The sequence below is a fragment of the Rosettibacter sp. KY25 genome (genome assembly GCF_057554405.1).
In genome coordinates this window covers 25,714-50,895 of sequence record NZ_BAAJAO010000021.1, presented here as the reverse complement: position 1 = coordinate 50,895, position 25,182 = coordinate 25,714, and the positions used below count along the sequence as shown (strand labels likewise).

21 protein-coding genes are annotated in these 25,182 nt (G+C 31.5%); 3 read left to right on the top strand and 18 right to left on the bottom strand.

All coding sequences use genetic code 11. The annotated features are described in order from the left end of the window. Positions 1-229, bottom strand: a 229-nt coding sequence (locus tag AC27L2_RS11665) for an Hsp20/alpha crystallin family protein (protein WP_487211934.1), incomplete at its 3' end; no start/stop codon positions are given. Between the two features lie 222 nt (positions 230-451). Here AC27L2_RS11665 and AC27L2_RS11660 point away from each other — a divergent pair. Together AC27L2_RS11660 and AC27L2_RS11655 are read left to right on the top strand one after the other, a co-directional pair. Then, a complete protein-coding gene (locus tag AC27L2_RS11660; RefSeq protein WP_487211933.1) occupies positions 452-1,219 on the top strand; it encodes a biotin--[acetyl-CoA-carboxylase] ligase in 768 nt (255 codons plus the stop codon). 11 nt (positions 1,220-1,230) lie between these two features. Next, positions 1,231-2,385, top strand: coding sequence for a cysteine desulfurase family protein (locus tag AC27L2_RS11655; RefSeq protein WP_487211932.1), 1,155 nt, complete (start codon positions 1,231-1,233; stop codon positions 2,383-2,385). Between the two features lie 3 nt (positions 2,386-2,388). Here AC27L2_RS11655 and hepT read toward each other — a convergent pair whose 3' ends face one another. The 13 genes from hepT to AC27L2_RS11590 all read right to left on the bottom strand — a co-directional run bounded on the left by hepT (position 2,389) and on the right by AC27L2_RS11590 (position 20,631). Then, positions 2,389-2,784: a type VII toxin-antitoxin system HepT family RNase toxin gene (gene hepT, locus AC27L2_RS11650; RefSeq protein ID WP_487211931.1), complete on the bottom strand. Its 396-nt coding sequence runs from the start codon at positions 2,782-2,784 to the stop codon at positions 2,389-2,391. Beyond that, positions 2,769-3,197: a type VII toxin-antitoxin system MntA family adenylyltransferase antitoxin gene (mntA, locus tag AC27L2_RS11645; protein ID WP_487211930.1), complete on the bottom strand. Its 429-nt coding sequence runs from the start codon at positions 3,195-3,197 to the stop codon at positions 2,769-2,771. Before mntA ends, hepT begins: the two co-directional genes overlap by 16 nt. A gap of 15 nt (positions 3,198-3,212) precedes the next feature. Beyond that, on the bottom strand, positions 3,213-4,052 hold the full coding sequence (gene accD / locus AC27L2_RS11640) for an acetyl-CoA carboxylase, carboxyltransferase subunit beta (protein ID WP_487211929.1): 840 nt from the start codon (positions 4,050-4,052) through the stop codon (positions 3,213-3,215). Continuing rightward, entirely contained in the window at positions 4,052-4,771 is a 720-nt protein-coding gene (locus tag AC27L2_RS11635) for a DUF1573 domain-containing protein (protein ID WP_487211928.1), read from the bottom strand. Before AC27L2_RS11635 ends, accD begins: the two co-directional genes overlap by 1 nt. After that, positions 4,768-5,421 (bottom strand): tRNA (adenosine(37)-N6)-threonylcarbamoyltransferase complex dimerization subunit type 1 TsaB, encoded by a 654-nt coding sequence (tsaB, locus tag AC27L2_RS11630; RefSeq protein ID WP_487211927.1) that lies wholly within the window; start codon positions 5,419-5,421, stop codon positions 4,768-4,770. The genes AC27L2_RS11635 and tsaB overlap by 4 nt, the downstream gene beginning before the upstream one ends. Next, complete coding sequence (gene tsaE, locus AC27L2_RS11625; protein WP_487211926.1) at positions 5,421-5,843, bottom strand: tRNA (adenosine(37)-N6)-threonylcarbamoyltransferase complex ATPase subunit type 1 TsaE; 423 nt, start codon at positions 5,841-5,843, stop codon at positions 5,421-5,423. The genes tsaB and tsaE overlap by 1 nt, the downstream gene beginning before the upstream one ends. Next, positions 5,843-7,417: a T9SS response regulator signal transducer PorX gene (gene porX / locus AC27L2_RS11620; protein WP_487211925.1), complete on the bottom strand. Its 1,575-nt coding sequence runs from the start codon at positions 7,415-7,417 to the stop codon at positions 5,843-5,845. Before porX ends, tsaE begins: the two co-directional genes overlap by 1 nt. A gap of 26 nt (positions 7,418-7,443) precedes the next feature. Then, the gene (sov, locus tag AC27L2_RS11615) at positions 7,444-14,124 is read right to left on the bottom strand and encodes a T9SS outer membrane translocon Sov/SprA (protein ID WP_487211924.1); all 6,681 of its coding nucleotides are present in this window, start codon (positions 14,122-14,124) and stop codon (positions 7,444-7,446) included. 471 nt (positions 14,125-14,595) lie between these two features. Further along, positions 14,596-15,285, bottom strand: coding sequence for a metallophosphoesterase (locus tag AC27L2_RS11610; protein WP_487211923.1), 690 nt, complete (start codon positions 15,283-15,285; stop codon positions 14,596-14,598). Positions 15,286-15,287: 2 nt separating this feature from the next. Further along, on the bottom strand, positions 15,288-16,640 hold the full coding sequence (locus AC27L2_RS11605) for an acetyl-CoA hydrolase/transferase family protein (RefSeq protein WP_487211922.1): 1,353 nt from the start codon (positions 16,638-16,640) through the stop codon (positions 15,288-15,290). Positions 16,641-16,684: 44 nt separating this feature from the next. Beyond that, a complete protein-coding gene (locus AC27L2_RS11600; protein WP_487211921.1) occupies positions 16,685-17,806 on the bottom strand; it encodes an alanine dehydrogenase in 1,122 nt (373 codons plus the stop codon). A gap of 252 nt (positions 17,807-18,058) precedes the next feature. Next, complete coding sequence (locus AC27L2_RS11595) at positions 18,059-19,015, bottom strand: 2-hydroxyacid dehydrogenase (RefSeq protein ID WP_487211920.1); 957 nt, start codon at positions 19,013-19,015, stop codon at positions 18,059-18,061. Between the two features lie 2 nt (positions 19,016-19,017). Next, positions 19,018-20,631 (bottom strand): nucleoside recognition domain-containing protein, encoded by a 1,614-nt coding sequence (locus tag AC27L2_RS11590; protein WP_487211919.1) that lies wholly within the window; start codon positions 20,629-20,631, stop codon positions 19,018-19,020. A 148-nt stretch (positions 20,632-20,779) separates the two neighbouring features. Between AC27L2_RS11590 and AC27L2_RS11585 the strand changes: the two genes are divergently transcribed. Beyond that, positions 20,780-21,541, top strand: a complete 762-nt coding sequence (locus AC27L2_RS11585; protein WP_487211918.1) for a nitrilase-related carbon-nitrogen hydrolase — start codon at positions 20,780-20,782, stop codon at positions 21,539-21,541. 428 nt (positions 21,542-21,969) lie between these two features. Here AC27L2_RS11585 and AC27L2_RS11580 read toward each other — a convergent pair whose 3' ends face one another. The 4 genes from AC27L2_RS11580 to thiS form a co-directional block, all read right to left on the bottom strand. Further along, positions 21,970-23,241, bottom strand: coding sequence for an NAD(P)/FAD-dependent oxidoreductase (locus tag AC27L2_RS11580; RefSeq protein ID WP_487211917.1), 1,272 nt, complete (start codon positions 23,239-23,241; stop codon positions 21,970-21,972). 258 nt (positions 23,242-23,499) lie between these two features. Continuing rightward, complete coding sequence (gene thiE / locus AC27L2_RS11575) at positions 23,500-24,126, bottom strand: thiamine phosphate synthase (protein WP_487211916.1); 627 nt, start codon at positions 24,124-24,126, stop codon at positions 23,500-23,502. Then, entirely contained in the window at positions 24,119-24,898 is a 780-nt protein-coding gene (thiG, locus tag AC27L2_RS11570; protein ID WP_487211915.1) for a thiazole synthase, read from the bottom strand. The genes thiE and thiG overlap by 8 nt, the downstream gene beginning before the upstream one ends. Before the next feature lie 43 nt (positions 24,899-24,941). Beyond that, positions 24,942-25,157: a sulfur carrier protein ThiS gene (gene thiS / locus AC27L2_RS11565; protein ID WP_487211914.1), complete on the bottom strand. Its 216-nt coding sequence runs from the start codon at positions 25,155-25,157 to the stop codon at positions 24,942-24,944. Positions 25,158-25,182 lie beyond the last annotated feature (25 nt).

Below are 25,182 nucleotides of genomic sequence, written 5' to 3'. Positions count from 1 at the left end.
CTTCTATTGTCAAAATATTATCTTGCAATGTAATTTTTAAATCTTCTTTTTTTACACCTGGAATTTCGGCAACAACATTGATATTATTGTCGTCTTCCGAGATATCAATTCTCGGATTGAAATTATCTGTAAAGGAGAAGCCAAAATTTGCAAAATCTTCAAAGTATCTTTGAATTCTGTCATGTAAGGTTTCGAGTTCTTTTAAAGGTTCAAATCTTACGAGTGTCATGGCTATCACCTCCTTCTTTTATTAATTTTTGCCATTATAATTACAAGAGGTGTGCCAGATATTCAATTTTCTTATAATTCATTATTTTTCAATAAGTTATGAGAATTTTATATTCACTAAAGAAATTTGAAAGATTGACAGATTGTTCTGAACTTTTATGTTAAAAACTTACTTTTGACAGAATTATATGCCAATTTTATAAACAAGCAGTTGGAGGTAAAATTGTTTAATATCGAAGAATTTGATATCAAACTCGACACTGAATTTATAGGCCGCAATTTTATTTATTGCGATGAGGTCGATTCAACAAATAATGTATTGCTGACTAACAAAGATTTTAACAGAGATGGAACTGTCCTCCTTGCCGAATATCAAAGCAAAGGAAGAGGAAGAAGAAACCGCTCATGGGTTAGCAATGCAGGACAAAATTTAACATTCTCTATTTTACTAAAAGGAGATTTCAAAGAAAAAAAAGTCAACCTTATTAATCTTGGCAGCAGTCTTTCTGTGGCTCAATCATTAGAAAATTTATATCAGTTCGATGTTGAACTAAAGTGGCCTAATGATGTTTTAGTTAATAAGAAAAAAATTGCTGGAATTTTACTTGAATCAACTTCCAAAGGGAATAAGATTAACAAAGTAGTTATTGGAATTGGGATCAATGTTAATCAGCCAAACTTCCCTGGCAAATACGATATTCAACCAACTTCTGTTAGGAAAGAATTTAAGTCAATAGTAAGCAGAGAAAAATTACTAAGCGAAGTTCTTAACAATTTTGAAAATATTTTACAACTAATTAAAGATGACCCAAACAAAATATTAAACGACTGGCGCAACCGATGCAAAATGATTGGCGAAAAAGTTAAAGTTGTTTTTGATGATAAAATTAAAGTCGGTGTATTTGATGATATTGACGAGAACGGATTTTTGGTATTAAAAGTTGGAGATACAATAGAAAAAATTCATTATGGAGATGTTAGTTTAAGATAGAAAGAAAAATTATGAAAGTTTATTTTGACAATGCAGCAACAACTCAACTTCGTCCCGAAGTTTTTGAAAAAATGAAACCATATCTTACTGAACATTTTGGTAATCCATCTTCTATTCATTCATTTGGAAGAAAGGCAAGAGTTGCAATTGAAGAAGCACGCGAAGTAATTGCTGAATTTATCAATGCAAAACCTGGAGAAATTTATTTTACAAGCGGTGGAACTGAAGCAAATAATTTTGTATTAACAGGAATTGCTAAAACTGAATTTGCAGAATCAAAAAGGAATAAAATTATAACCTCTAAAGGAGAACATCACAGTGTTCTTGATACATGCCAAGAACTATCCAAAGATGGTTTTGAAGTTCAATTTGTTGACATCGACAAAGATTCAAAAATTATTTTGAATGATTTAAAAAATTTACTTGACAATAAATGTTCTTTAACTTCTGTAATTCATATCAACAACGAAACTGGAAGCATTAATCCAATAAATGAAATCAATTTTATTGTAAAAGAAAAAAAAATTTATTTTCATACAGATTCTGTTCAAAGTTTTGGTAAAATTAAAATTGATGTTAATGAATTAGGAATTGATGCATTGACTGCTTCAGCTCATAAAATTAATGGTCCAAAAGGAACAGGCTTTGCTTTTGTAAAAAGTGGAACTCCATTAGCCCCATTAATTTTTGGCGGTTCACAGGAAAGGAATCGCAGAGGCGGTACAGAAAATGTTGCTGGAATTGTTGGTCTTGCTGAAGCAGTTAAAATTGCAAAATTGGAAATGACAAAAAATTATGAACATGTTAAAAAACTTCGAGATGAATTTATTAAAGGCATCAGATCTTTGGATAAAGATTATATCAAAATTAACGGCGGTGAAGATGCATTCCCCTATATTCTGAATATAACCTTTCTTTCTGAAAAATATAAAAATGATGCAGAAGCAATGTTAATGTTTCTCGATATAAATGGCATTGCAGCTTCGAATGGAGCTGCATGCACTTCTGGGACACTTAAACCTTCTCATGTAATTTTAAATTCTGGTTATAAAGAAGAAGATGCTGCTGGCACAATTCGATTTTCTTTTGGAAGTCAAAACACAATTGAAGAAGTAGATTACACACTCGAGGTCATTAAAAAGATGATAGATAAATTCAAAAAATGATTTTTATAAAATATCTTTAACCTCTTTAACAAATTTTCTGAAATCATTAAGGTTTTCTAAATAATAAAATAACTTCTCCATATCTATCTCAATATATTCATGTACTAAAACATTTCTTAACCCAATTAATCTATATAATTTTTCTGTTAAATCATCACTCAAGATTTTTTCATCATTTAATTTTTTAATACAATCATAATATGACTTTGGACTGCCCAAGTTTAACTTTGTGACAAGATGACAGGAAACATCGATAACAATTTGTATTGATTCAAATAACCCATATCTAATTATCCATTGTAATCTTAAATCTTTTTTTACATCATCAATTTTATATTCTTCTTTAACTTTTTCGAGCTCGTTCAAATTAGTTTCTAATTGATTTAATCTTTCAAGCATTTTCTTTTTCCAAATTCATTGTTTTCGATTCTTTTTAACAAGGATTTTCTTCCTTCTTCTATTAATCTTTCAGTATCAAAGTAAAATAAAAAAGTTAGTTTTTTAAACTGATTAAAAACATTTGTATCTCTAACAAAAATAATTTTGCAGTTAGAGATAATATTGTAAGCAAGCAAAGGAGATTTTCGATAAAGATTATTCAGTTCAACAATGTCAATTTTTTTCTCAGTCATTATTTCGAGGTGAGCAATAATTTCTCCTAATTCAAGAAGACTAAAAGATTTTTTTGTATATATCCCAATATCAATATCATTATAGTAAACAGAATTGTTTTGGACATAACTTCCAAAAAAAATTGCAAAGATTATGTTATCATTTTTTTCAAGATAATTTTTTATTTCTTCCTCTGACATTATTTAATTCATAAATTAAGTTAGATAATCTAACATCAACGATAATTTTTCTTTCAGTTGTTTTCTTGGGACAATAAAATCGATAAAACCATTTTCAAGCAAGAATTCTGATTTCTGAAAACCTTCCGGCAAATCTTTTCCAATTGTTTGTTTAATTACTCTTGGACCTGCAAATCCAATCAATGCTTTTGGTTCTGCAATTATGACATCACCAAGCATTGCAAAACTTGCAGTTACGCCGCCAGTTGTGGGGTCGGTTAACACAGAAATGTAAGGAATTTTTGCATCTGCAAGACGAGCGAGCCGCGAACTTGTTTTTGCCATCTGCATCAATGAATATGCACCTTCCATCATTCTTGCCCCGCCACTTTGACTGATAATTATCAAAGGAATTTTTTCTTCGTATGCAACATCAATTATGCGAGCAATTTTTTCTCCAACAACTGAACCCATACTTCCACCAATAAAATTAAAGTCCATGCATGCAAAAGCAACTTTTTTCCCATCAATTTTCCCAACACCTGTTCTTACTGCATCATATAAGCCAGTTTTTTTAATTGTGGATTCAACACGTTCGGTATATTTCTTTGTATCTTCAAATTGAAGCGGGTCTGCTGAACGCATTTTTTTATCATGTTCTTTGAAAGAACCTTTATCAAGTATTAATGAAATATATTGTTCGCTTCCAATTCTAAAATGATATCCACATTTTGGACATGTCCAGATATTTACTTCAAGTTGTTTGTTGTGAATGATTTCACCGCAATCTTCACATTTTGACCATTGCCCATCGGGCAAATCAGTTTTTTTGCTTTCAGGTGAAATGTTTTCTTTTTTTCTTTTAAACCATGCCATTATTTTCTCTTCTTTATTATTGCTGATAAAGTTATAACATGAATAGGTTGTTCGGGGTCATTCGAATAAATTGCTACAGTTCTTACAAATTGACCAATTCTATTTGATGTATCTAAATTGATTCCAATGGTTCCAGTCTCTCCAGGCTGAAGTTTTTTGCTGCTTAACAAAACAGCTGTGCATCCGCATGTAGTTTTAACATCATTTATTTCGAGAACACCTTTTCCTTCGTTCTTAAATTCAATTTTTGCTTCTACAACTTTCCCTTCATCAACTTCTCCAAAATTAAATTGATTACTGCTTAAAACTAATTTGGGATTTTTCCCATCGCTTGAACCCATCAGCTTTTCAACAATAACTGCATCGAAAGATAATCTGTATTGAGGTGTTTTAGGGTCATTCGAAAAAACATAAATATATTTTTTTTGTGGACCAATTCTTCCGCGTGAATCAAATTCAATCTTAATTTTTGTTTTTTCTCCAGGCTTTAAAATCTTTTTTGAAGGCTGAACTGCTGTGCAGCCACATGATGCTTTCACATCATTAATTATTAAATCAGCATCCCCTTGGTTTACAATTTCAAATTCATGTTCAACAGTTTGTCCTTCCAAAATCTCTTTAAAGTTATAATCAGGTTCAGGTGAAAATATTTTTGGCTGTTTACTTTGTGCAAAAATTATTGTCGAAAAAATTGCTGCTAATAAAATTATTCTTTTCATTTTTTCACCCTTGCAATGAATTGTTTTAAGTAATATGGTTCCAAATAATCATAATCATAAGTTAATAAATCCTTGCCGAACAAATATGACCATAGCGCAATATAACTTGCATGTGGCCCAGTAATAATTTTTATATCATAAGCAATATCTTTATCTGCAAATATAATATCAATTCCTTTTATTTTTTCATTTATTTCATTTTTATGAATTAATGATACACCTTCAATCTTTCGATATCCATTTTTTTCAGTTTCATAAGTGGCAAAATAGAAGTCGTCAATTCCTGCAGATTTTAATATTGCTAACTTTTTCCCTTCAAGCATTTTTTCTGAAATTTCAAATGCCATTACTTCAAAAGTTGGAACAGGAACAATTGGCAGATTACTGCCCAGTGCCAAACCTTTAGCAGCAGAGAGTCCAATTCTTAATCCAGTAAATGACCCGGGTCCCATTGACACTGCAATGTGATTAAATTCATTCAGTTCTATTTTTGAATTTTTCACAACATAATCTATCATATCAAAAATTTTTTCGGAGTGAACATGTTTGCCTTTTATGTTTGATTCGATGAAATATTTTTCATCAAGCATTGCAGCAACACTGCACAACTCTCCTGAAGTTTCTATTGCAAGTATCGGTAAATTATTCATCATATTTTGTTAATTGTAATTAATCGTGAATTTTCGTCGACAAATTTAAAATTCATTTCGTAATAATGATTTGGTAAAATTTCTTTCCACAACTCTGCCCATTCAATAAATACAATAGCATTTTCTTTTAAATAATCTTCAAAGCCCAAATCATAGAGTTCCGTAATTTTTTTTATTCTATAAAAATCGAAGTGATAAATTTTTTTCTTTCCTTTATATTCATTAACAATTGCAAAACTGGGGCTCGAGACATTTTCAATTCCCAAATTTCTACAGAATGATTTAACAAAAAATGTTTTGCCCGAACCAAGTTCTCCATTTAATGCAATCACATCTCCTTCTTGAAAAATTTCAGTCAATGATTTTGATAAATTTTCGGTTTCTATTTCTGATTTTACTAATACTTCACAAGGAATGGTCATCAGGCTTTGCTCTCCATAGTTACAATTGGCAAAATCATTTCTTCCATTGAAATTCCACCATGTTGAAAGCTATCTTTATAATAACTCAAATATTTGTGATAATCAGTTGGATAAACAAAATAGTAATCTTCTTTAGCAATTATATAGCTCACTGCTACTCCTCGTTTAGGAAGTTTATATTCTTGAGGATTTTTAATATAGATTGCATGCTTGTCATCTACTTTTAAATTTCTGCCAAATTTAAATCTGAGATTTGATGAAGCTTCGCGGTCACCCAAGACTTTTGCACCTCTTAATGTTCTGATGCTGCCATGGTCTGTGGTAACAATAATTTTGGCTTTAGGAATTTTTGAAATTAATCGAAATGAATTTAACAAATATGAATGTTGAAACCAGCTGTTTGTTAATGAGCGGTAAGCAGATTCATCTGGAGCAATTTCTTTAAGAATTTGAGAATCGGATCTGCCGTGTGCAATCATATCTAGAAAATTTACAACAATTGCCATAAAATGATTATTCTGAAAAGATAAAACATTCTGTTCAAATGAACGCCCGACCTCTGGGTCAATAATTTTTATATACTTTAAATCATTTCTCAATTTTATTTTTTTTCTGTCTAACAGCAATTGCAATAATTCTTTTTCATATTTATTCATGCTGTTTTCATCATCATCAGGAACCGAGCTCCACAAATCTGGATAATATTTTTCAATTTCTGATGGGAATAAGCCTGCAAATAAAGCATTTCTTGCATAAGGTGTAGCAGTAGGCAAAATAGAAAAATAATAATCTTTTTTAATGTTGAATAATTCTTTTAGATGTTTTTCCATAACAAGCCATTGGTCCAATCTCAAGCAATCAATAACAAACAGAAAAATTGGACCTTGAGAATTTGCAACATGAGGCAAAACATATTTATTAAGAACTGATACTGTTAATGTAGGATTATCTTCACTATTCAGATTATCGAGCCAGTTTTTATATTCATGTTCAATATATTTTGAAAATTCCTGATTGCATTCCCGCTTCTGGTCAATTAATGTTTGGCGGAAATCAACTTCTGGATGAGCATCAAATTCCATATCCCAGTAAACAAGTTTTAGATAAATTTCAATCCAATCTGAGAAATCAGGATTCATAATTAATCTTCTTGAAATCTCATTGAAATCACTCAAATAATCTTTTGCAACATACTCGCTCGAAATTTTTTTGCTTTCCAAAATTTTTTTACAAACCATTAAAACTTGGGAAGGAACAATTGGCTTAATGAGATAATCACTTATTTTACTTCCAATTGCATCGTGCATCAAAGATTCTTCTTCACTTTTAGTAATCATTACAACAGGAATATCAGGATTAATTTCTTTTATTTGAGCTAATGTTTCCAAGCCGCCCAATCCTGCCATCATTTCATCAAGAAAAATTAAATCATATTGATTGTTTTTAACCTGGTCAATTGCATCTTCTCCGTTGGTTACTGTATCAACTTCGTAACCTTTTTCATTCAAAAAAATTATATGAGAACGGAGAAGCTCAATTTCATCATCCACCCAGAGAATTTTATTTTTTTTCATAGCTGCCAAATTATTTATAGTTAATTTTACTGAATAGCAATATGAACATCAACACCAGCCTCGTTCGTTGTAGTCGGCGGTATTCTTGATGCTCCTTGCGGTTGAATTGTAGTTCTTCTGTAGAAAATTGACATTGTTACACGAGAACTCATCACATATCTTATCTTTGGTTCAATTGTTACATTTGTCTTGCCATCCTGCGGTGTTCCCCCTTCTTTAAAATTTTCCATATCATAAATTACACTCGAAGTTTTTCCATTTGTATAAGAAAACGAAATTTCAATATCATTCTTTAATGAAATTCCAAACATTGGAAGTTCAAAACCGCTTTTTGAATAACTTGCTGAAATATTGATATCTCTTGATAAGCTTTCTGTTATATTTCTAGTTGATGCACTTAAGCTGTAAGAAGTTCTTGCAGTATAACGAACTGAACTCTGGAATGAACCACCAAATAAATTATCAAACTGAAATGTTAATCCAAGTAATGGAGAAAATGCATAATCAATTCTTTGACTCTGAACTTCCTGCAATCCATCAGGATTAATTTTCCATCCTTCACTATAAGTTGAAGTATAAGTGTGGCTCAAAGAAACTCGTTTTGCAAATGAGAATATTGAATATTTTTCTAAACCAGACCATGAAAAATTCCAGTTTGGGCGTGGAATATATTTAGCAAATTTAGAAAGAATTGGAATTTTTGATAGAAATGATGTTGTTTCAAATCCTTTTACAAATGCATCGGAAAGACTTTGATTTGGATTTGGTGCACGTTTATCATAAAGTTCACTTACTTTTTTAATTCCATTACCAAAGAATGCAAATATTAATGTTGGAGGAAATGTTAAGAAAGAACGGTCAATTGTTCCTGTTGAATTTACTGTAGTTGAATAAATATTGCCGAGTGAATCTGTTCTAAAAGTTATTGATTTATTAACACCCCATCCAACTTTCCAATTCAAATCAAGTTGAGCACCTTCCCAGAGTGGTCGAGATGTTTTTAAATCAATATCATTTTTATGAGAATAATTATCAGATAAATTTCCATTAGCAGCACGTGGACCAATGTCATTCGACAATCCTAGCATAAATAATCTTGATGGACCTTTAAGCGGTGATTGTTTGATACCCCAGAAATTATTAAATCCGGTTCCTTCGCCGAGCAAGCCTCCACCAGTGTAACTGCTCGATTGAGAAAAGTTTATAGAAATCTGGTCGTAATCAAAGAACAGCCATTTAATTCCAAGCTTTAAGTATTGCAAAGCAATTTGAATATTGCTTGGACCTTTAATTGTATCTTCTTCAGTTTCATTCAATTCTGTTAATTGTTTTTTAGATTGCAATGTTGAATCGGTTACATTCGTGCTATCGCTAACTTTTGTTTGTTGAGCTCGAATCCTTTCATCAACATTAGTAGAACGCTGACTTCTTCTTCCGCCTCTGCCTCCTTCAATCCGTTGTTGAGGCTGAGCAGGTGCTTGTGTTTTTGGTGTTTCCTGAAATAGTGGTGCAAAGATAGATTTGATACGAAAAGTTACACCGCTTGATATTCTGTTAGAATAACCTGCACTTCTTCCAAGATCTGCCTGCTGAAAATTATTTTGCCAATTATAAGCAACACCATAAGAAAAATTAACATTTATATATCTGTTCAAATCCCAGATTGATGGAAGTCTTGGATTAAGCCGTAAATCTAAATTTTGTCTGTAATTAAAATCTCTTCCAAAAAGATTTTTACTAAATATATCATGCCAAATTTCACTTTCAGGTCTTTCAACTTCATCAACAACCCATAAATAAGTGAGAGTTGATTGAACATCAAAATTATATGCTAAAGAAAGATTCAAAAGACCACCTTCAGTGATATTCCAGTTAAATCCTGCACTTCTTGATGCAGTAAAATCTCTTTGAATGTTTGGTTTATTTGCAAGGGTTCTATTTTGTGTAAAGTTTCTTCTTCTTGATGCATTAACAGATGCATTAAATGTTTGAGGCAGAAAATAAATTCTTACATCTTTATAATCACTGAAAATATTCACAACATCACCAATTAATGGAATATCAGCAGGTTTGAAAAATAAATCCCTGCTTAAATTAACTGAATAACTTGCACTTGCATTCCATACCCAACCATTACTTTGAAGAATTGTTGGTGAGCGACCTGAAGTTTTGTTATAGTTAAATCCAAAAGTTAAATTATTTATAAGATCTCGTATATACCATTTATCTGTTGGAAGTTTTATGCGAATATTAGAAAGTGACCATGTTTCAGTAAGATTAACTGTTTGTGATTCTCTTTTAATGCTCTTTACCGAATCTTCAATTACTGCTGGGTCAAGATTTTTTTCTGTCAAATATTTTCTTAGTTGATTTTGAGCTTCTACAACTTTTATATCTGTGCCGGGTTTGAATAATGGATTTATTGTTTGTTCATTTCTCGAGTATGAAATTCTTAAATTGCTTCCTGCAAGATTAAGTGGAATTAATTTCAACAAATCCATATCAACAGTCACACCCCAATTTAATCTGTCTTCGCGTGTTCCAAATCTATCATTCAATTTATGAAAATAAGGATTGGACTGACTTACATTAAAATTTACTCGCATTAAGTCAGCAAGAGCAAGAGAGCCACTTGCACTATAAGCCCAACCGGGTGTATCATCAGCTTCAAGCACACGAAGCTCATTAATCCACACAGTTCCAGATATTTTTTCTCCAGGTGTTCCTTTATTTGCTGGGTTCACAATTCCAATTGTAAAAAATGTAATTCTTGTTAAAGTTGGATTTCCTCTAATTCCATAAGTATGACCTTCCTTTCCTTCAACTGGAACTGTATAAAGTTCTTTAAACTGAGATGAATCCCTTCTCTGTTTAATTGCAGTTAGTTCAGAGAATACAATTTTAACTTCATTCCAGTTTTGGTCAGTTGCCTTTTCACTTGGTCTTAACGGCTGGCGATATTCATAAAAGTTAGATGTATCTGAACCAAATCGAATATAAACTTCTGCTGAATAATTATTAATGTCTTTATAATAAGAAACATTGCCGGGGAATACATTTTCATCAGTATGTATAAACAATTTCATCTGTTTATAATTAAAAACATCCAGAGGTTTATAAAGATAACGAACAACCTCGCGTTTATCTCCATCTTCCAATCCTTTAATAATTAGTTCAAGAGATTGTTCATTTTTATATATTTGATAATCTGGCTGACTTCTGTCCCTTTCTCTATGAACTCCTGGTGGAGAATGATATTCAGGATTATCTTCAACATTCACTACAGAAACTGTAAGCACAGTATCATCAACTGTAACTTTTCTAAGTTTGGTGCTGTTTGGAGGGTCAAGAACTTTTTGCCATTGATTTCCAACAAGATTCATTTCTGCAAATCTTAAATGGACAGGTTTGTTTGAACCTGAAATCCAGAATCGAATAAATTCAACTACAGAAAAACTTGGATCGCCAATTTTTTCTTTAAAATCTTTCAGAGGAATTCTAAACAAATACCATCCAGAATTGCTGCCTCCTCCCTGAACAAATGGATTAACTTGCTTATTTGTATCAATCGGAACTACATAGCGGAAGTAACTATTAACTTTGTCAAGAGTAAAATTATGATTCAAGTCTTCAGTGTCTGGCAGTCTGCCTAAATCAATTGAAACAGCATTTCCTTCTGTTCCATTAATTTTGGAATAATCTGCATTTGCAGTTAATTGAAATGCATAATCATCATGACTTGGATCCGGATTGTTAACAGGGTCATAACCAGGCTCTTCAGTATCTTTTAATCCATCCATACCTGTATCTTCTCCCTGGTCAACAAGGTCATTAAAATTTTTGTCTTCAGTATCAAGTTTTCCATTTGGAATCACATCTTCACTAATCTGTCCTAAATCAATATTTAATTTCAAATCAGGAGGAGCATTTTCAATTTTCATCCAGAATTCGATGAATTGAATATTTTCTTCAACAAGATTATTTGCTGTTGAAGAAAGAACTTTCATAATACCAGCCCAGTTTTTGCGTGTATCACTCAAATCAGGATACCAGTTATAATAACCTGGTTTATCGGGCAAATAAACAAGGTCGAGTGCAGTAATTAAACTTTGGTCGGGAGGTGCTTGCTTTCTATCGCCATAAAGGTCTCTTATCGTTACATCAGAAGGAAGACGATTAAACCAATATGCTTTTGCTTTGTAATTTATCTTTTGTTGCTCGCTCATTCCTTCAAGATAGGGAATATCATCTGGCACACTAATATCTTTCCACGAGCCATATTGCATTCCAAGAGGGATTGTTCTTTTTGCTCCTTCAAAGTCATCAATATAAGCTATACTTTTCCCTTCATCACTTTCAATTGTACTTTTCTTTGTATTTGGGTCTGGATTCATGTAAGCATATTCAGCATTTAGATTAAAAGATGATGCTGCACTTGTTGAAATTACTTTATCAAGAGCTTTTGTGATAAATGGTAAATTCATGTTTGTCTTAAAATCAATCCCAAACATTGAATTATTCAAAGGTTCTTCTCCAATTCGAACTTTGTCGCTTAATGTCTGTTGATTCAAATTAAAGAATGAAAATCCGAGTGTAGTTTCTCGATTGAATTCGTACAAACCTCTTAAACCTACAAGAGTTTTAGATGCAAGCTGGAATAAATCATTTTGTTCGTAAGTAATTCTTAAATCGGCACCAGGAACAAGTGCTTCTGGTTTTCTGATTATAACTTGACCAATGTTATAATCAACGGTATAATCAACTCCTTCTCGAAGTTGATTCCCATTTAAAATTACTTTAACAGAATTTTCTACAACATTAAAACCAATATTGTAAGAAGATGTAACAGCTGCAGAATATTCACCAGTAATTAAGAATTTATCTTTAGAGCGGTCCTGTTTAGCAAAAGTAACTGTTGTATCATAAACAGCTTGATATTTTAATGTATCTGGCAAACCATTTGGACCTTTTGGAAAATCTCTGCCGAATGGTTCGAGAACTGGAAAAATAATTTCACCAGTTTGAGGAAAAATTGTTCTTCCGGGAAAGAAGTCGAATGCACCATCTGGTCCTCCAGTTCCGCTTTTATCTGTTTTATCAAGACCAAATGCTTGAATCAATTTTATTCCATTGTAATCACTTTGAGGTTCACTTCCTTCGAATTGATATTTTATATCAAGAGTGAATCCTTCTTCTTTAACATCTCTTCCACCAATTGGATAAATATTTCTTAATTGTAGTTTCCATGCTTTTTTGAACTGAGGCTGAAGATTTGGCGGCTTAACAAGTTTTAAAACAATTCTTGCACTTGAATCTGCAGCAACATCCTGAACAAATTCACCATAATAAATATCATCATCTGGTGAAGATGTGGGACCTTCAATTCTATAAGCAACAGCAATTGCATCCTGGTCTTGAATTTGAGTTTTAAAACTTATAAAACCAGTTTCTTTGTGAATTACATAATCAACATCCTGCTGAAGCATAACCCATCGTCTGTCAATTTCTTTTACTCCGGGAATAGTCTGCTCATTTGTATTTCTTAAATTATCATATCTTTGATTTCTTGTCCTTCTTGGCAAATCAATGTAAGCATTTCCTTTGCGCTCGTTTGGGTTTACAAGACCTGTAACAGTCTTCCAAACTTCAATATCTTTAACACGAATTGAATCGTGAACTATTGGAATAGAATTTCCATAATAATCATTAAACACATTCAGCTTCGGATCTGCATAAACATCGTTGATGAAGAAATGATTTGGAGAATAATCATAAGCATGAATTTGAAATTGTTGAGTTTTAGCTCCGCCTGTTACAGCAACTTCCTGAACTTCACCTTTCTTTTGAGAAGCTAAAGCAGTTAATTTGAATGGACCCATCTGCATTTGAGCTTTAATTCCAAATAATGCTTCACTTCCTCCAACAAGCGGCGAAGACTGCAAAGAAACATTTCCTGCTTCAATACTTTGAATTATTTCATCTTCATAACCTGTGTACTTAATTTTCAATTGATTTTCGTATTGAAATGTTCTTTCTGTATTCCAATCTGCAGAAAGATTTAATTTATCTCCAATTGTTCCATTAAGATTAATTTGTACTTGCTGTTTAAAGTCGGGTTCATTTCTTGTATTTCCAAGTGCAGATGTTGTGATTCCTTCTGTAGTTTCATTTCGCCACGCACCATGAATATCAACAGCACCAGCAATTTTAATATTTATTTTTGGAGGACCAAAAATGCTGAACAAAGATTTACTCGGAAGAGGTATTTCAATATTTGTAATATCCGATATCAATTGACTCAAATCTTTTTTAGTATCTTTTAATTTGTATTGATAACCCAGCTGCTCCCAGTTATCTCTTGTAATTGCTTCAAGACGCAATTTGATATATTCTTCAAGAGGCATTTCAAGAAATATTTTTGCTTCCTGTCCTCCGATTACTTCTTTGATAATAACTTTAGTTCCTGTTGAATCAAGTTGAACTATTCGATTCAAAGTTGCAGAAGATGGATAAACAAAAAATGGTGATTGTCTTTTGGGTCTGAAAGGAACAACATAATAATCTTCTCTTGCTGCACGAAAATATTTTAATCTTGCTGTTGAATCTGCTGAAAGCGAATCAATTCTTCTTATTGAATCCTGTTTAGCCTTAAATCGAATCGAATCAGCTCTTGACATTTTTACTTTTACAGTATCATTGCCTATCAAAGGTTTTTCTTTATTATCTGTTGTATCGGGAATAACAAGTTGAGAATTGAGATAAGCAAGATATTGATTAAATAATTCTTTATTTGGTTTTGATGGTTTATCGATTTCAGGATTTGATGAATTAACAAAATTGAAGCAAGCATCAAATAAAATTAAATCTGTTTTTTGATTGGATTGATTTGTAAATCCAAAAAAGGCTATGATGCTAAATAGAAATACCGGAATGAATAAAATTTTTATCCAGAAGCCAAAAATATTTTTATTTTCGGAAGAGATAGCAGAACCTTCTAATTATTTACAATAATGGTAGAAAGAAAGTTATAAATCCTCCTCTAATTTTTGGGCTCAAATTTAATAAAAAAATTCAGGAAATATCAATCGTTAAACTTTCTTCTTTTTCTTTATTCAAAATTAACGCTGATGAAAAATTTTTTCTTCACATAAGAATATTTATTGAAATTATTTCTTGGACTAAATAATATCATTCAAATGTGTTTTAACTTGAATAGTATCGATGATTGAATTTTTTTCAATAATCACAGCACTCAATTTATTTCCCACACAAGCTCCAGTATCAATATAAAGAGCATTAGAATCTTCTACATAAGTTATATCAGGCTGCTTGGTGTGACCCACAATCTGAAGTTTACCAAGATTTAACAATGGGTCACGAGTCCACATTATTCCTCTGTCGCTTGAAATATCATTTTCAATTAATGGTGCCAATAAATCGAGATTATTTCTAAAATCTGGAGGTAAATATTTTTCATAATGAATAGAAATACCTGCATGAGAAATAAAACAGTCATCAAGATTATGAAAAAGAGGAGCTTTTTTAATGAATTCAATGTGCTCGAACATTTCTTTTTCATGATTTTCGTATGATAGCAAAGTTGTTTCGTTCCCATTAAAAAACCATGAACGAGCAAAAATACTTGATGGTTCTTTGAAAAAATGGTAGAACATATAATCGTGATTGCCGGGTGTTAGAATTATATTTTTTTCTATAACAAATTTTATAACTTCATAGCTGTAATTACCTCTGTCAACTAAATCACCAACTGTATAAACCGGTACCTCAGGATAAAGTTCTGTAATTTTATCGTAGAGTTCAACCAAAGTATAATAACAGCCGTGAATATCACCAATGACAGCAACCATAATCAGATATGATAAGTTTTCTTTGCGAATTCGGTTAATTCATCTCGAAAAGATGGATGAGCAATATTAATCAAAGCACGAGCTCTTTCTTGAATACTTTTACCAAATAAATTTGCAATACCATATTCAGTTACAACATAATGAACATCGCCACGAGTCGTAACAACTCCGGCTCCGGGTTTTAACATTGGAACAATCTTGGAATATTTTAAATCTCTTGTTGCAGAAGGAAGTGCAATAATTGGTTTGCCTCCTTCGGAACGCGAAGCACCGCGAATAAAATCAACCTGACCGCCAATACCGCTGAAAAATTTTGTTCCGATGCTGTCTGCACAAACCTGACCAGTCAAATCAATTTCAATTGCAGAATTGATAGCAACCATTTTATTATTTTGAGCAATAAGGAAAGGGTCATTTACATATTCCTGAGGATGAAATTCAAAGATAGGATTGTTATCGATATATTCATATAATTTTTTTGTTCCTAATACAAAACCAGCAACAACTTTTCCAGGATGCAAAGTTTTTTTCTCTCCATTTACAACACCTTCTTCAATTAAATCAATTAATCCATCAGAAAACATTTCTGTATGAACACCCAAGTCATTTTTATCATGCATATATCGTAGAACGGCATCGGGGATTGCACCGATTCCCATTTGAAGAGTTGAACCATCTTCAATTAAGCTTGCAACATTTTTCCCGATTTTATCAAATATTTCAAGCATATCTGGAGTAGCATCTGGATCTACTTGAGGAAGTTCCTGCAAAGGTTGATCAACTTCAACAATGTAATCAATTTTATTAACATGAATAAAACTATTTCCCAAGCCGCGGGGCATTTGTTTATTAACCTGAGCAATTACACATTTAGCTTTTTCAGCAGGAGTTTTAATATTACCTACATCAATACCAAAACTGCAAAAGCCGTGTTCATCTGGAGGAGAAACATGAATGAAAGCTGCATCTGCCTGAATAACTCCCCTCTTGAACAAAAGTGTAACTTCAGATAAAAATATTGGAATAAATTCTGCTCTTCCTTCATTAATTGCCTGACGAGCATTAGCTCCAATAAAAAAGGCTTTGTGTTTAAAATGTTTTTCCATTCCTGGTTTGGTATAAGGTAAATCTCCAACAACAAGGATATGATAAATTTCAACATCATGAAGTTCATCTTTTCTTTCGACGAGAGCTTTTATTAATTCCAGAGGAGCTGCGCAGCCTGGTTGAATAATAATTTTATCACCGCTTTTTATAATTTTAACTGCCTCTTCTGCTGTTGTAACTTTTGAATTATATTTTTTAACCCAAGCAGCGTTAGCAGGTTTTTCAATGTTAATTTTTTCTATTGTCATACAAATTCCAATTTTTATTTTACCAAATAAAATGGTGAACCAAATTAATTGGTCGGGAAAATATGAAGCCGTCTGTATTCAAGATTAAAAGCTTCTGCAATAATTTCATTTGTGCAATAACCATTATAAGTACAAACACCTTTAGATAAACCAGCATCACTCAATAATGCTCTTGATAATCCATTATTTGCAATTTCTGTGATATAATCAATTGATGCATTTGTTAATCCATAACTTGCTGTTCTTGAAACAAGTGCAGGCATATTTGGAACACAATAATGAATTACATCATGCATAACAAAAATTGGGTCTGAAATTGTTGTCGGTCTGCTTGTTTCAATGCATCCCCCCTGGTCAATTGAAACATCAATAATAACTGCTCCTTTTTTCATTGACTTAACCATCTCCTCAGTTACGATATGAGGAGTTTTACCAGCTTTTATTTGAATTGCCCCAATAAGAAGGTCGGCAAATTTAACACCTCTTGTAATTGTATAATGATTAGCTGCAACAGTTGTAATACTTTTTGAAATAAAATCATTAATTCTTTTTAGTTTTCTTAAATCCTTATCAAGAACAATTACATGTGCACCGCGCGAATAAGCACTTCTTGCTGCATTAAAACCCACAACACCAGCCCCAATAATTACAACTGCAGCCTGCGCCACACCAGCAATTCCCCCCATTAAAATTCCTCTTCCATACTTAGAGTCACTTCCAAGAAATCTCTCTCCAACAGAAATGGCTAATTGTCCAGCAATTTCACTCATTGATTGTAAAACAGGTAATTGCTCATCTTTTTCAATAAGCTCGTATGCAATTGCAGTTACTTTTTTTGCAATAAGTTTTTCAATAATGCTTTTCTTACCTACTGCGAGATAAAGAAATGAAAAGATAATTTGTTCTTCCTGCAGTAAATCAGCTTCTTCTTCTGTTAAAGGGGCTACTTTGACAATCATCTCTGAACGATGATAAACTTCTTCTGCATTGTAGACAATATTCGCTCCAACAGAACGGTATTCATCATCAGTAAAATGACTTTCAAGACCTGCCCCTGTTTCAATAAAAACAGTATGACCTGCTTTTACAAGTGTGTTTACTCCAGCAGGTGCAATAGCCACTCTTTTTTCCTCTCTTGCTATTTCTTTTGGAATTCCTATTCTCATTTTTTTATGAAAATTAGTTTATGATCTTTTACTTTTTACTTCTTACTTTTTACTTCTGACTTCTGACTTCTGACTCCTTACTTCTTACATCTGACCTTTGACTTCTTACTTCTTACTTCTGACCTCTGACCTCTGACTTCTAACTTCTGACCTCTGACCTCTGACTTCTAACTTCTGACTTCTTACATCTTACATTTTACTTAAACGAAAAATACTTATTAAAAACAGTTTCTACAAACAATTAATTTATAATTAAACTGGGGTTATTGGTTTATTTCCTTTTAGAACTTCAATTACATTTTGAGCAGCAAGCAAAGCCATTTTTGTGCGTGTTTCATAAGTTGCACTCCCTATGTGAGGCAATAAAAATACATTATCAAGTTTCAAAAGTTCTGGATTTACATTGGGTTCGTTTTCATAAACGTCAAATCCTGCAGAAAATATTTTTTTCTTTTTGAGTAACTGGATTAAATATTTTTCATCAATAACTTCTCCTCTCGAAGTATTAACAACTATTGCACTTTTTTTTAGCAAAGAAAGATTTTCCTTGTTCAATAAGTGAAAAGTTTTTTCTGTAAGTGGAACATGAATTGAAATTATATCTGAATTTTTTAATAAATAATTCAAACTTACTTTCTTTGCATCAGTCAACTTTTCTAATTTTTCATTTTTCGAACGATTGAAATAAATAATTTTTGTTTTGAATGCTTTCATTCGAATTGCTACTTCTGTTCCAATTCTTCCTGCCCCAATTATTCCAACTGTTTTTTCTTTGATATCATAACCAAGCAATAATGACGGTTTCCAGCCATCAAATTTTCCTTCGCGCATTAATTTGTTGCCTTCATGAAGTCTTCTTGCACAAGCAAGTATCAGTGATACTGCTATATCTGCAGTTGCATCAGTTAGAACATCAGGTGTATTTGTTACAATAATGTTTTTTGATTTTGCATATTCAATGTCAATATTATTATATCCAACAGCATAATTAGCAATGATTTTACATTTTGAAAGATTGTCAATTACATCTTTATCAATTTTATTGCTTAACAAACAAATTAAAGCATCTGCATCAGATGCTCGTTGAATTAATTCACTTTTTGTGATTAATCTATCTTCTTCAAATGTGTCAACTACAAGTCCATTTTTTTTGAGAAATGATTCAATATTACCAACAAGTTTTTGAGTTATAAAAACTTTCTTTTTCATTTTTATCCAAAAATTAATTTAACAATAAAGAAAGCACCGAGAATACCTGCAATATCTGCTAGTACTCCTGCAGCAACTGCGTGTCTCGTTCTTTTAATATTTATTGAACCGAAATATAGAGCAAGTACATAAAATGTTGTTTCTGTGCTTCCCATAATTGTAGAAACTAGAATTCCTATGAAAGAATCAGGACCATGAACTGAAATAATTTCGGACATAATTCCAAGTGCACCGCTTCCAGAAAGCGGACGCATTAATGCCATAGGCAATGCTTCTGCAGGAAATCCAATTAAATTAGTGAATGGAGATAGAATTATAATTAAAAATTCCATTGCGCCGCCTGCTCTAAAAATTCCAATTGCAATCAACATTGCAACAAGATAAGGAATAATTCTTACTGCTATGTTGAATCCTTCCTTTGCACCTTCGACAAATGTTTCATATATCTTTATTTTTTTTACCAAACCATAGACAACAAAAATTATGATTATCAATGGGATTGCAAGTACAGATAATATTTCTATAAAATTTTTGATTAAGCTGATATTAATTTCTCCCAAATAATTTTTTGCAAAGAAGAATAAAAAAATTAATCCAGCTAAAATTGAAAATGCGATGATAATTGATTTTATATTTACTCTGATTAATGAATTTACTTGATTAAATTTTATTGGAAATTTTTCTAAAGTCTTAGCTGCAATTATTCCTGTAATAGTTGCACAAAGCGCACCAAAAAATGATGTCCCAATTATTATTGTTGGATTGCTGCTACCTGCAGCTGCACGAACAGCTATTGCGGTTGCAGGAATCAATGTTAATCCAGCAGTGTTAATTGCAAGAAAAGTACACATTGCATTAGTTGCAGTTCCTTTATTTGGATTTAGTTTGTCAAGTTCTTCCATTGCTTTTAATCCAAATGGAGTTGCTGCATTTCCAAGTCCAAGCATATTAGCAGAAATATTCATAATCATTGAAGCAATTGCAGGATGATTTTGAGGAACATCTGGGAATAAGAATTTAGTTAAAGGACGAACAGCCTTTGCAATAATATTTATGATTCCTGATTCTTCAGCAATTTTCATAATCCCAAGCCAAAGTGCCATTATGCCAATTAATCCTAATGCAATCTTTACAGCTGTTGAAGCATATTCAATCACCGCATTCGTAACTTCCTTCATCTTTATGAAAGAAACTTTTTCTAAATACACAGAAGCTGAATAATGAGTTGAATCAATTTTATTTTGTAAAACTAACTTTCCAGTCACATCATCTTCTTTGCCTGATGATTTTGCAATTGTCTTCCAGATTTCTGGAGAATCATTTTTAATTTTGAAATAAAGTTGAAAGGTATTCTGATTTTCTGTTTTTGTTAATTTAACTTTTTGTTCGATATCACTATGAATACTTGATTTATAAAAATCATTAAAAGTTTTTGAAGTGATATTAAGAGTAGAATTAAATGATTTCCTTTCGTCAACTATTTTTTCATCAAATTGACAAATTACATTTAATTGTTCACCATTTTTATATTTGTTTGTAGATAAGTCAATTATATCTAAAGCAAGAGCAGTTCCAATTCCAAGCGCTAAAAGAGCAAACCAGATATAATTGAGCATAACTTTTCTCAGAATAATATTTTTTGAACATCAAATTAAAAATTAATATCAAAAAACACAGATTTTTTTAGAACATTATTAATGAAATAAAAAATTTCCTATATCTTTGTAAAAAGATTTTTTACAATATCAAAAATGAAAAATAACAATGAAAGCAGGATTAGTACAATTCTCACCAGCATGGGAAAATAAAGAAGAAAGTATTCAGAAAATTGAAAAATTATTAAATGAATTATCTGAAAATGTTGATATGTTAATTTTCCCGGAAATGACACTCACAGGTTTTACTATGCACAGCAATATTTATGCTGAAGAGATTGATGGAACTGGTATGAAATATTTTTTATCTCTGGCTTCTAAACTTAAAACAAATATTTTCTTTGGAATAATTGAAAAGAATAATAATAAATTTTTTAATTCATTGGTTCACCTAAGCAAAGAAGGATTGATAGCTGCATATTATAGGAAAATTCATCCTTTCTCGTATACAAAAGAAGATAAGTTTTATGCTGGAGGAGATGAACCAGTTATAACAAAAATTAACCAAACAAAAATTGGATTGAGTATTTGTTACGATCTTCGATTTCCCGAACTTTTTAGATTATATGCAAAACAAAAAGCAGAAATTATAATCAATATTGCCAACTGGCCAATTGATAGAATTGAACACTGGAAATGTTTACTTAAAGCAAGAGCAATTGAAAATCAATGCTTTATGATTGGAGTAAATAGAATTGGGGAAGACCTATTTTGCAAATACAATGGTTTTAGTGCAGTATTCGACCCAATGGGAAATGAAATTATAATTAATGAAAATGAAGAAAAAATTATAACATGTGAAATTGACTTAAACAAAGTAACTGAAGTAAGAACCACGCTGCCTTTTTTAAATGATATCAGATTAATTTGATTAAGTAAGATTGACATTGCAAATATTCTTTAGTTTATATTCTTTGCTTGCTTGTATAAAATCTTTGCTTGCTTGGTGTTTTTTGCGAATACTTGGCGACTTTCTATGTTGAAAGAAAAATTGAAAAAAATTTTCAAGGAAACTTAGATTGGATATTAGTTTATTATAATTGATTAAATTCAGCATTGAAAAACTAAACGAAGTCTTTCTGAGGAGTCCCGATTAATCGTGACGACGAAGAATCTCTAAAAATAATTTCAAGCAATGCAGCATAGAATAAAAGACGCGAATAAAAATTTTCGGCTTTGCGACTTTACGAGAAATAAAAAAATTTTACGATTTTGCGAACTCTGCAGTTTATTATTTATAGAACTGAATAATTATAAAAATTGGTAAGTAATGCTCATATAAATATTTATTCTGAATTCTCAATTCCATTTTGTCTCTTCTAACTTATGTGTAATTAATCTTATCCCATTGCGGTTAGTAATATAAAGCCAAATCCATTCTGTTAAAACGCTGTATCTATTTCTAAAACCAATTAAATAAAGAATATGAACAAAAACCCACAAAAGCCAGGCTATAAATCCGCTGAACTTTAGAGTTCCAATTTGTGCAACTGCTCTTGCTTTTCCTATGGTAGCCATTATTCCTTTATCAAAATATTTGAAAGGTTTTCTCTCATTAAATGGAATTTGTTTACTTATAATTTTAGATACATACTTACCTTGTTGAATTGCAACTGGAGCAATAGCCGGCAATAGTTTACCATTCTCTTCAAAATGAGCAGCATCTCCAATTACAAATACTTCTGGATAATTTTTTATTGAACAATCTTTTTCAACAATTACTCTGCCACTTTTATCAAGTTCTACATTCAATGATTTAGTAAGAGGCTCGGCTGTATTACCTGCAGCCCAGATTACATTATATGTCTCAATAAATTTATCATCTGCCTTCACACCATTTTTATTAACATCAGTTACTTTTGTATTAAGCAAAACTTTCACACCCAATTCTTGTAGTGACTGCATTGCAGAATAACTCAACCTTTCATCCATTGCAGGTAGAATTCTATCTGCGGCTTCAACTAAAATGATTTTTGTCTTAGCAGGATTAATCTTTCTAAAATCTTTCAGCATTGTTTTCTTCGCTATTTCTGCAATAGCTCCAGCCAGCTCTACTCCCGTTGGTCCACCTCCAATTATTACAAAAGTTAAATATTTATGAATCTCTGATTCATCATTAAGCAATTCTGCTTTTTCAAAAGACAAAAGCATTTTTTCACGAATATAAAGTGCGTCGGAAATTGTTTTCAAACCTGGAGCAAATTTAGCCCATTCATCTTTCCCATAATATGAATGTTTTGAGCCCACAGCTAAAATTAAATAATCATAAAAATACTCTCTCATTATCTCTTGCTCTTCTCCAACACTTACAAGTACTTTTCTATTTTCAAGATCAACTTTTTTTACTTCCGATAAAATCACGGTAACATTTTTTTGCTTACTTACAATAGACCTAATAGGAGCAGCAATATCTGCAGGCGATAATGCAGCAGTAGCTACTTGATATAATAAAGGTTGAAATAAGTGATGATTGGTTTTATCGATTAATAAAATTTCACAATCAGAATTTTTTAATGATCTTGCAGCAGTTAAGCCGCCAAAACCAGCACCTATGATAATAACTTTTTTCATGATTTTTTTATATATAAACATTCAATCAAACTTCACTTTTATATTCATCCAAATATTTCAGTACTAATTCTACAAAATAATTTTTATTAATATCCAATGAAGTAATTGAAAAAAACATAGAGATTAAAAAACTTGTTATAATGATGATATATACTATTTGAATATAATAATTAAATATTACTTTTTATTTTACTCATTATTAAAAAATCCGTATAATCAAAAATATCACCTTAATTAATTTTATAATATAAATACTCATTATAATTCCCCGAGAACTTCCTTATATTCCTCAATAACTTTAGGAATATTATTAGATGACATTATTGAAGAAACGACAGCTACACCAAACGCTCCTGCATCAAGACATTCTTTTGCTTTTCCGGGGGATATACCTCCTATTGCAAAAACAGGTAATTTTATAGATGAAGTAATTTCTTGAAGTTTATCTATACCTTGAGGTGGACCATAAGTTATTTTTGATGGAGTTGAATAAATTGGTCCAAAGACAATAAAATCTGCACCATCTAATTCAGCCTGATAAGCACTTCTTAACGAGTGTACACTTACACCAATAATGCATTTTGGCAAACGTTTTTTAACTATTTTAATAGATAATCCATTCTCCTTGCAATGAATACCTTGCGCATTTGTTTTAATTACAATATCAATATTATTATTAATAAAAAGTTTTGCATTTGTGGTAGAAGTAACAGAATAAATTTGATTAGCCAAGTTTAAGAGTTCATCATCTGATAGATCATTTTCCCGAAGTTGAACAGCTTTGACACCAGATTCAACTGCTTGTTCAATTACATTTTGTAGTGATAAATTTGAACATAATTTTCGATTGGTTATAAGATATAATTTAAAGTCAATCTTAAACATTTCTACCTATGATGCCATTAACAGGACTTGAAGCTGTAGCATAAAGTTTCTTAGGAATACGGCCAGCTTCAAAAGCTAAACGTCCAGCTTTGGCAGCATTGCACATAGCTTTAGCCATTTTGATTGGATGTTGTGCACAAGCTATTGCGGTATTTAATAGAACACCGTCAGCTCCAAGTTCAAATGCAATTGCAACGTCTGATGCTGTTCCAACACCTGCATCTATTATTAAAGGTAAATTAATCAATTCACGAATAATCTGAATATTATACGGATTACGAATACCCATTCCTGAACCAATAGGAGCTCCTAAAGGCATTATAGCTGCACAACCTAAATCTGCTAATTTACGGCACGTTACAGGGTCATCATTACAATACGGAAGAACTATAAAATCATCTTTTATTAATTGTTCTGCAGCTTTAAGTAATTCTGGTATATCAGGGAAAAGTGTTTCATCATCACCTATAACTTCTAATTTAATCCAGTTAGTTTTTAGTGCTTCTCTAGCAAGTTGTGCTGTCAAAATAGCTTCCTTTGCAGTATAACAACCAGCAGTATTAGGAATTATAAAAAAATTATTATCGACCAATAGTTGAACCAAATTTTCATTCGAAGGATTATTCAGATTTATACGCCTAATAGCAACTGTTACAATTTCTGTTTCACTTGCTTTTAATGCTTCTAACATAATTTGAGGGCTAGGATACTTTGCAGTACCAAGAATTAACCTCGAATTAAATTTTTTATTGGCAATTATTAATTCACTCATAACCTTCTCTTAGTTTTTAATTAAAAAAATATTTAACAAATATTTAACCACCCTGAACTGCATGGATTATTTCAATTACATCACCTGATTTTACTATGGGTTTATTCCAATCATCTTTTTTGACAACATTTTCATTTACTGCTATTGCTATACCATTAAGATTATTTTTTATGTTCAAATAAGTTAGGAGTTCTTCAAGTGAAAGATTTTCATTAGTTATATTTATTATTTTCTCTTCTCCATTAATAATTAATTTCATAGCAGATACCTTTTTACAAATATTA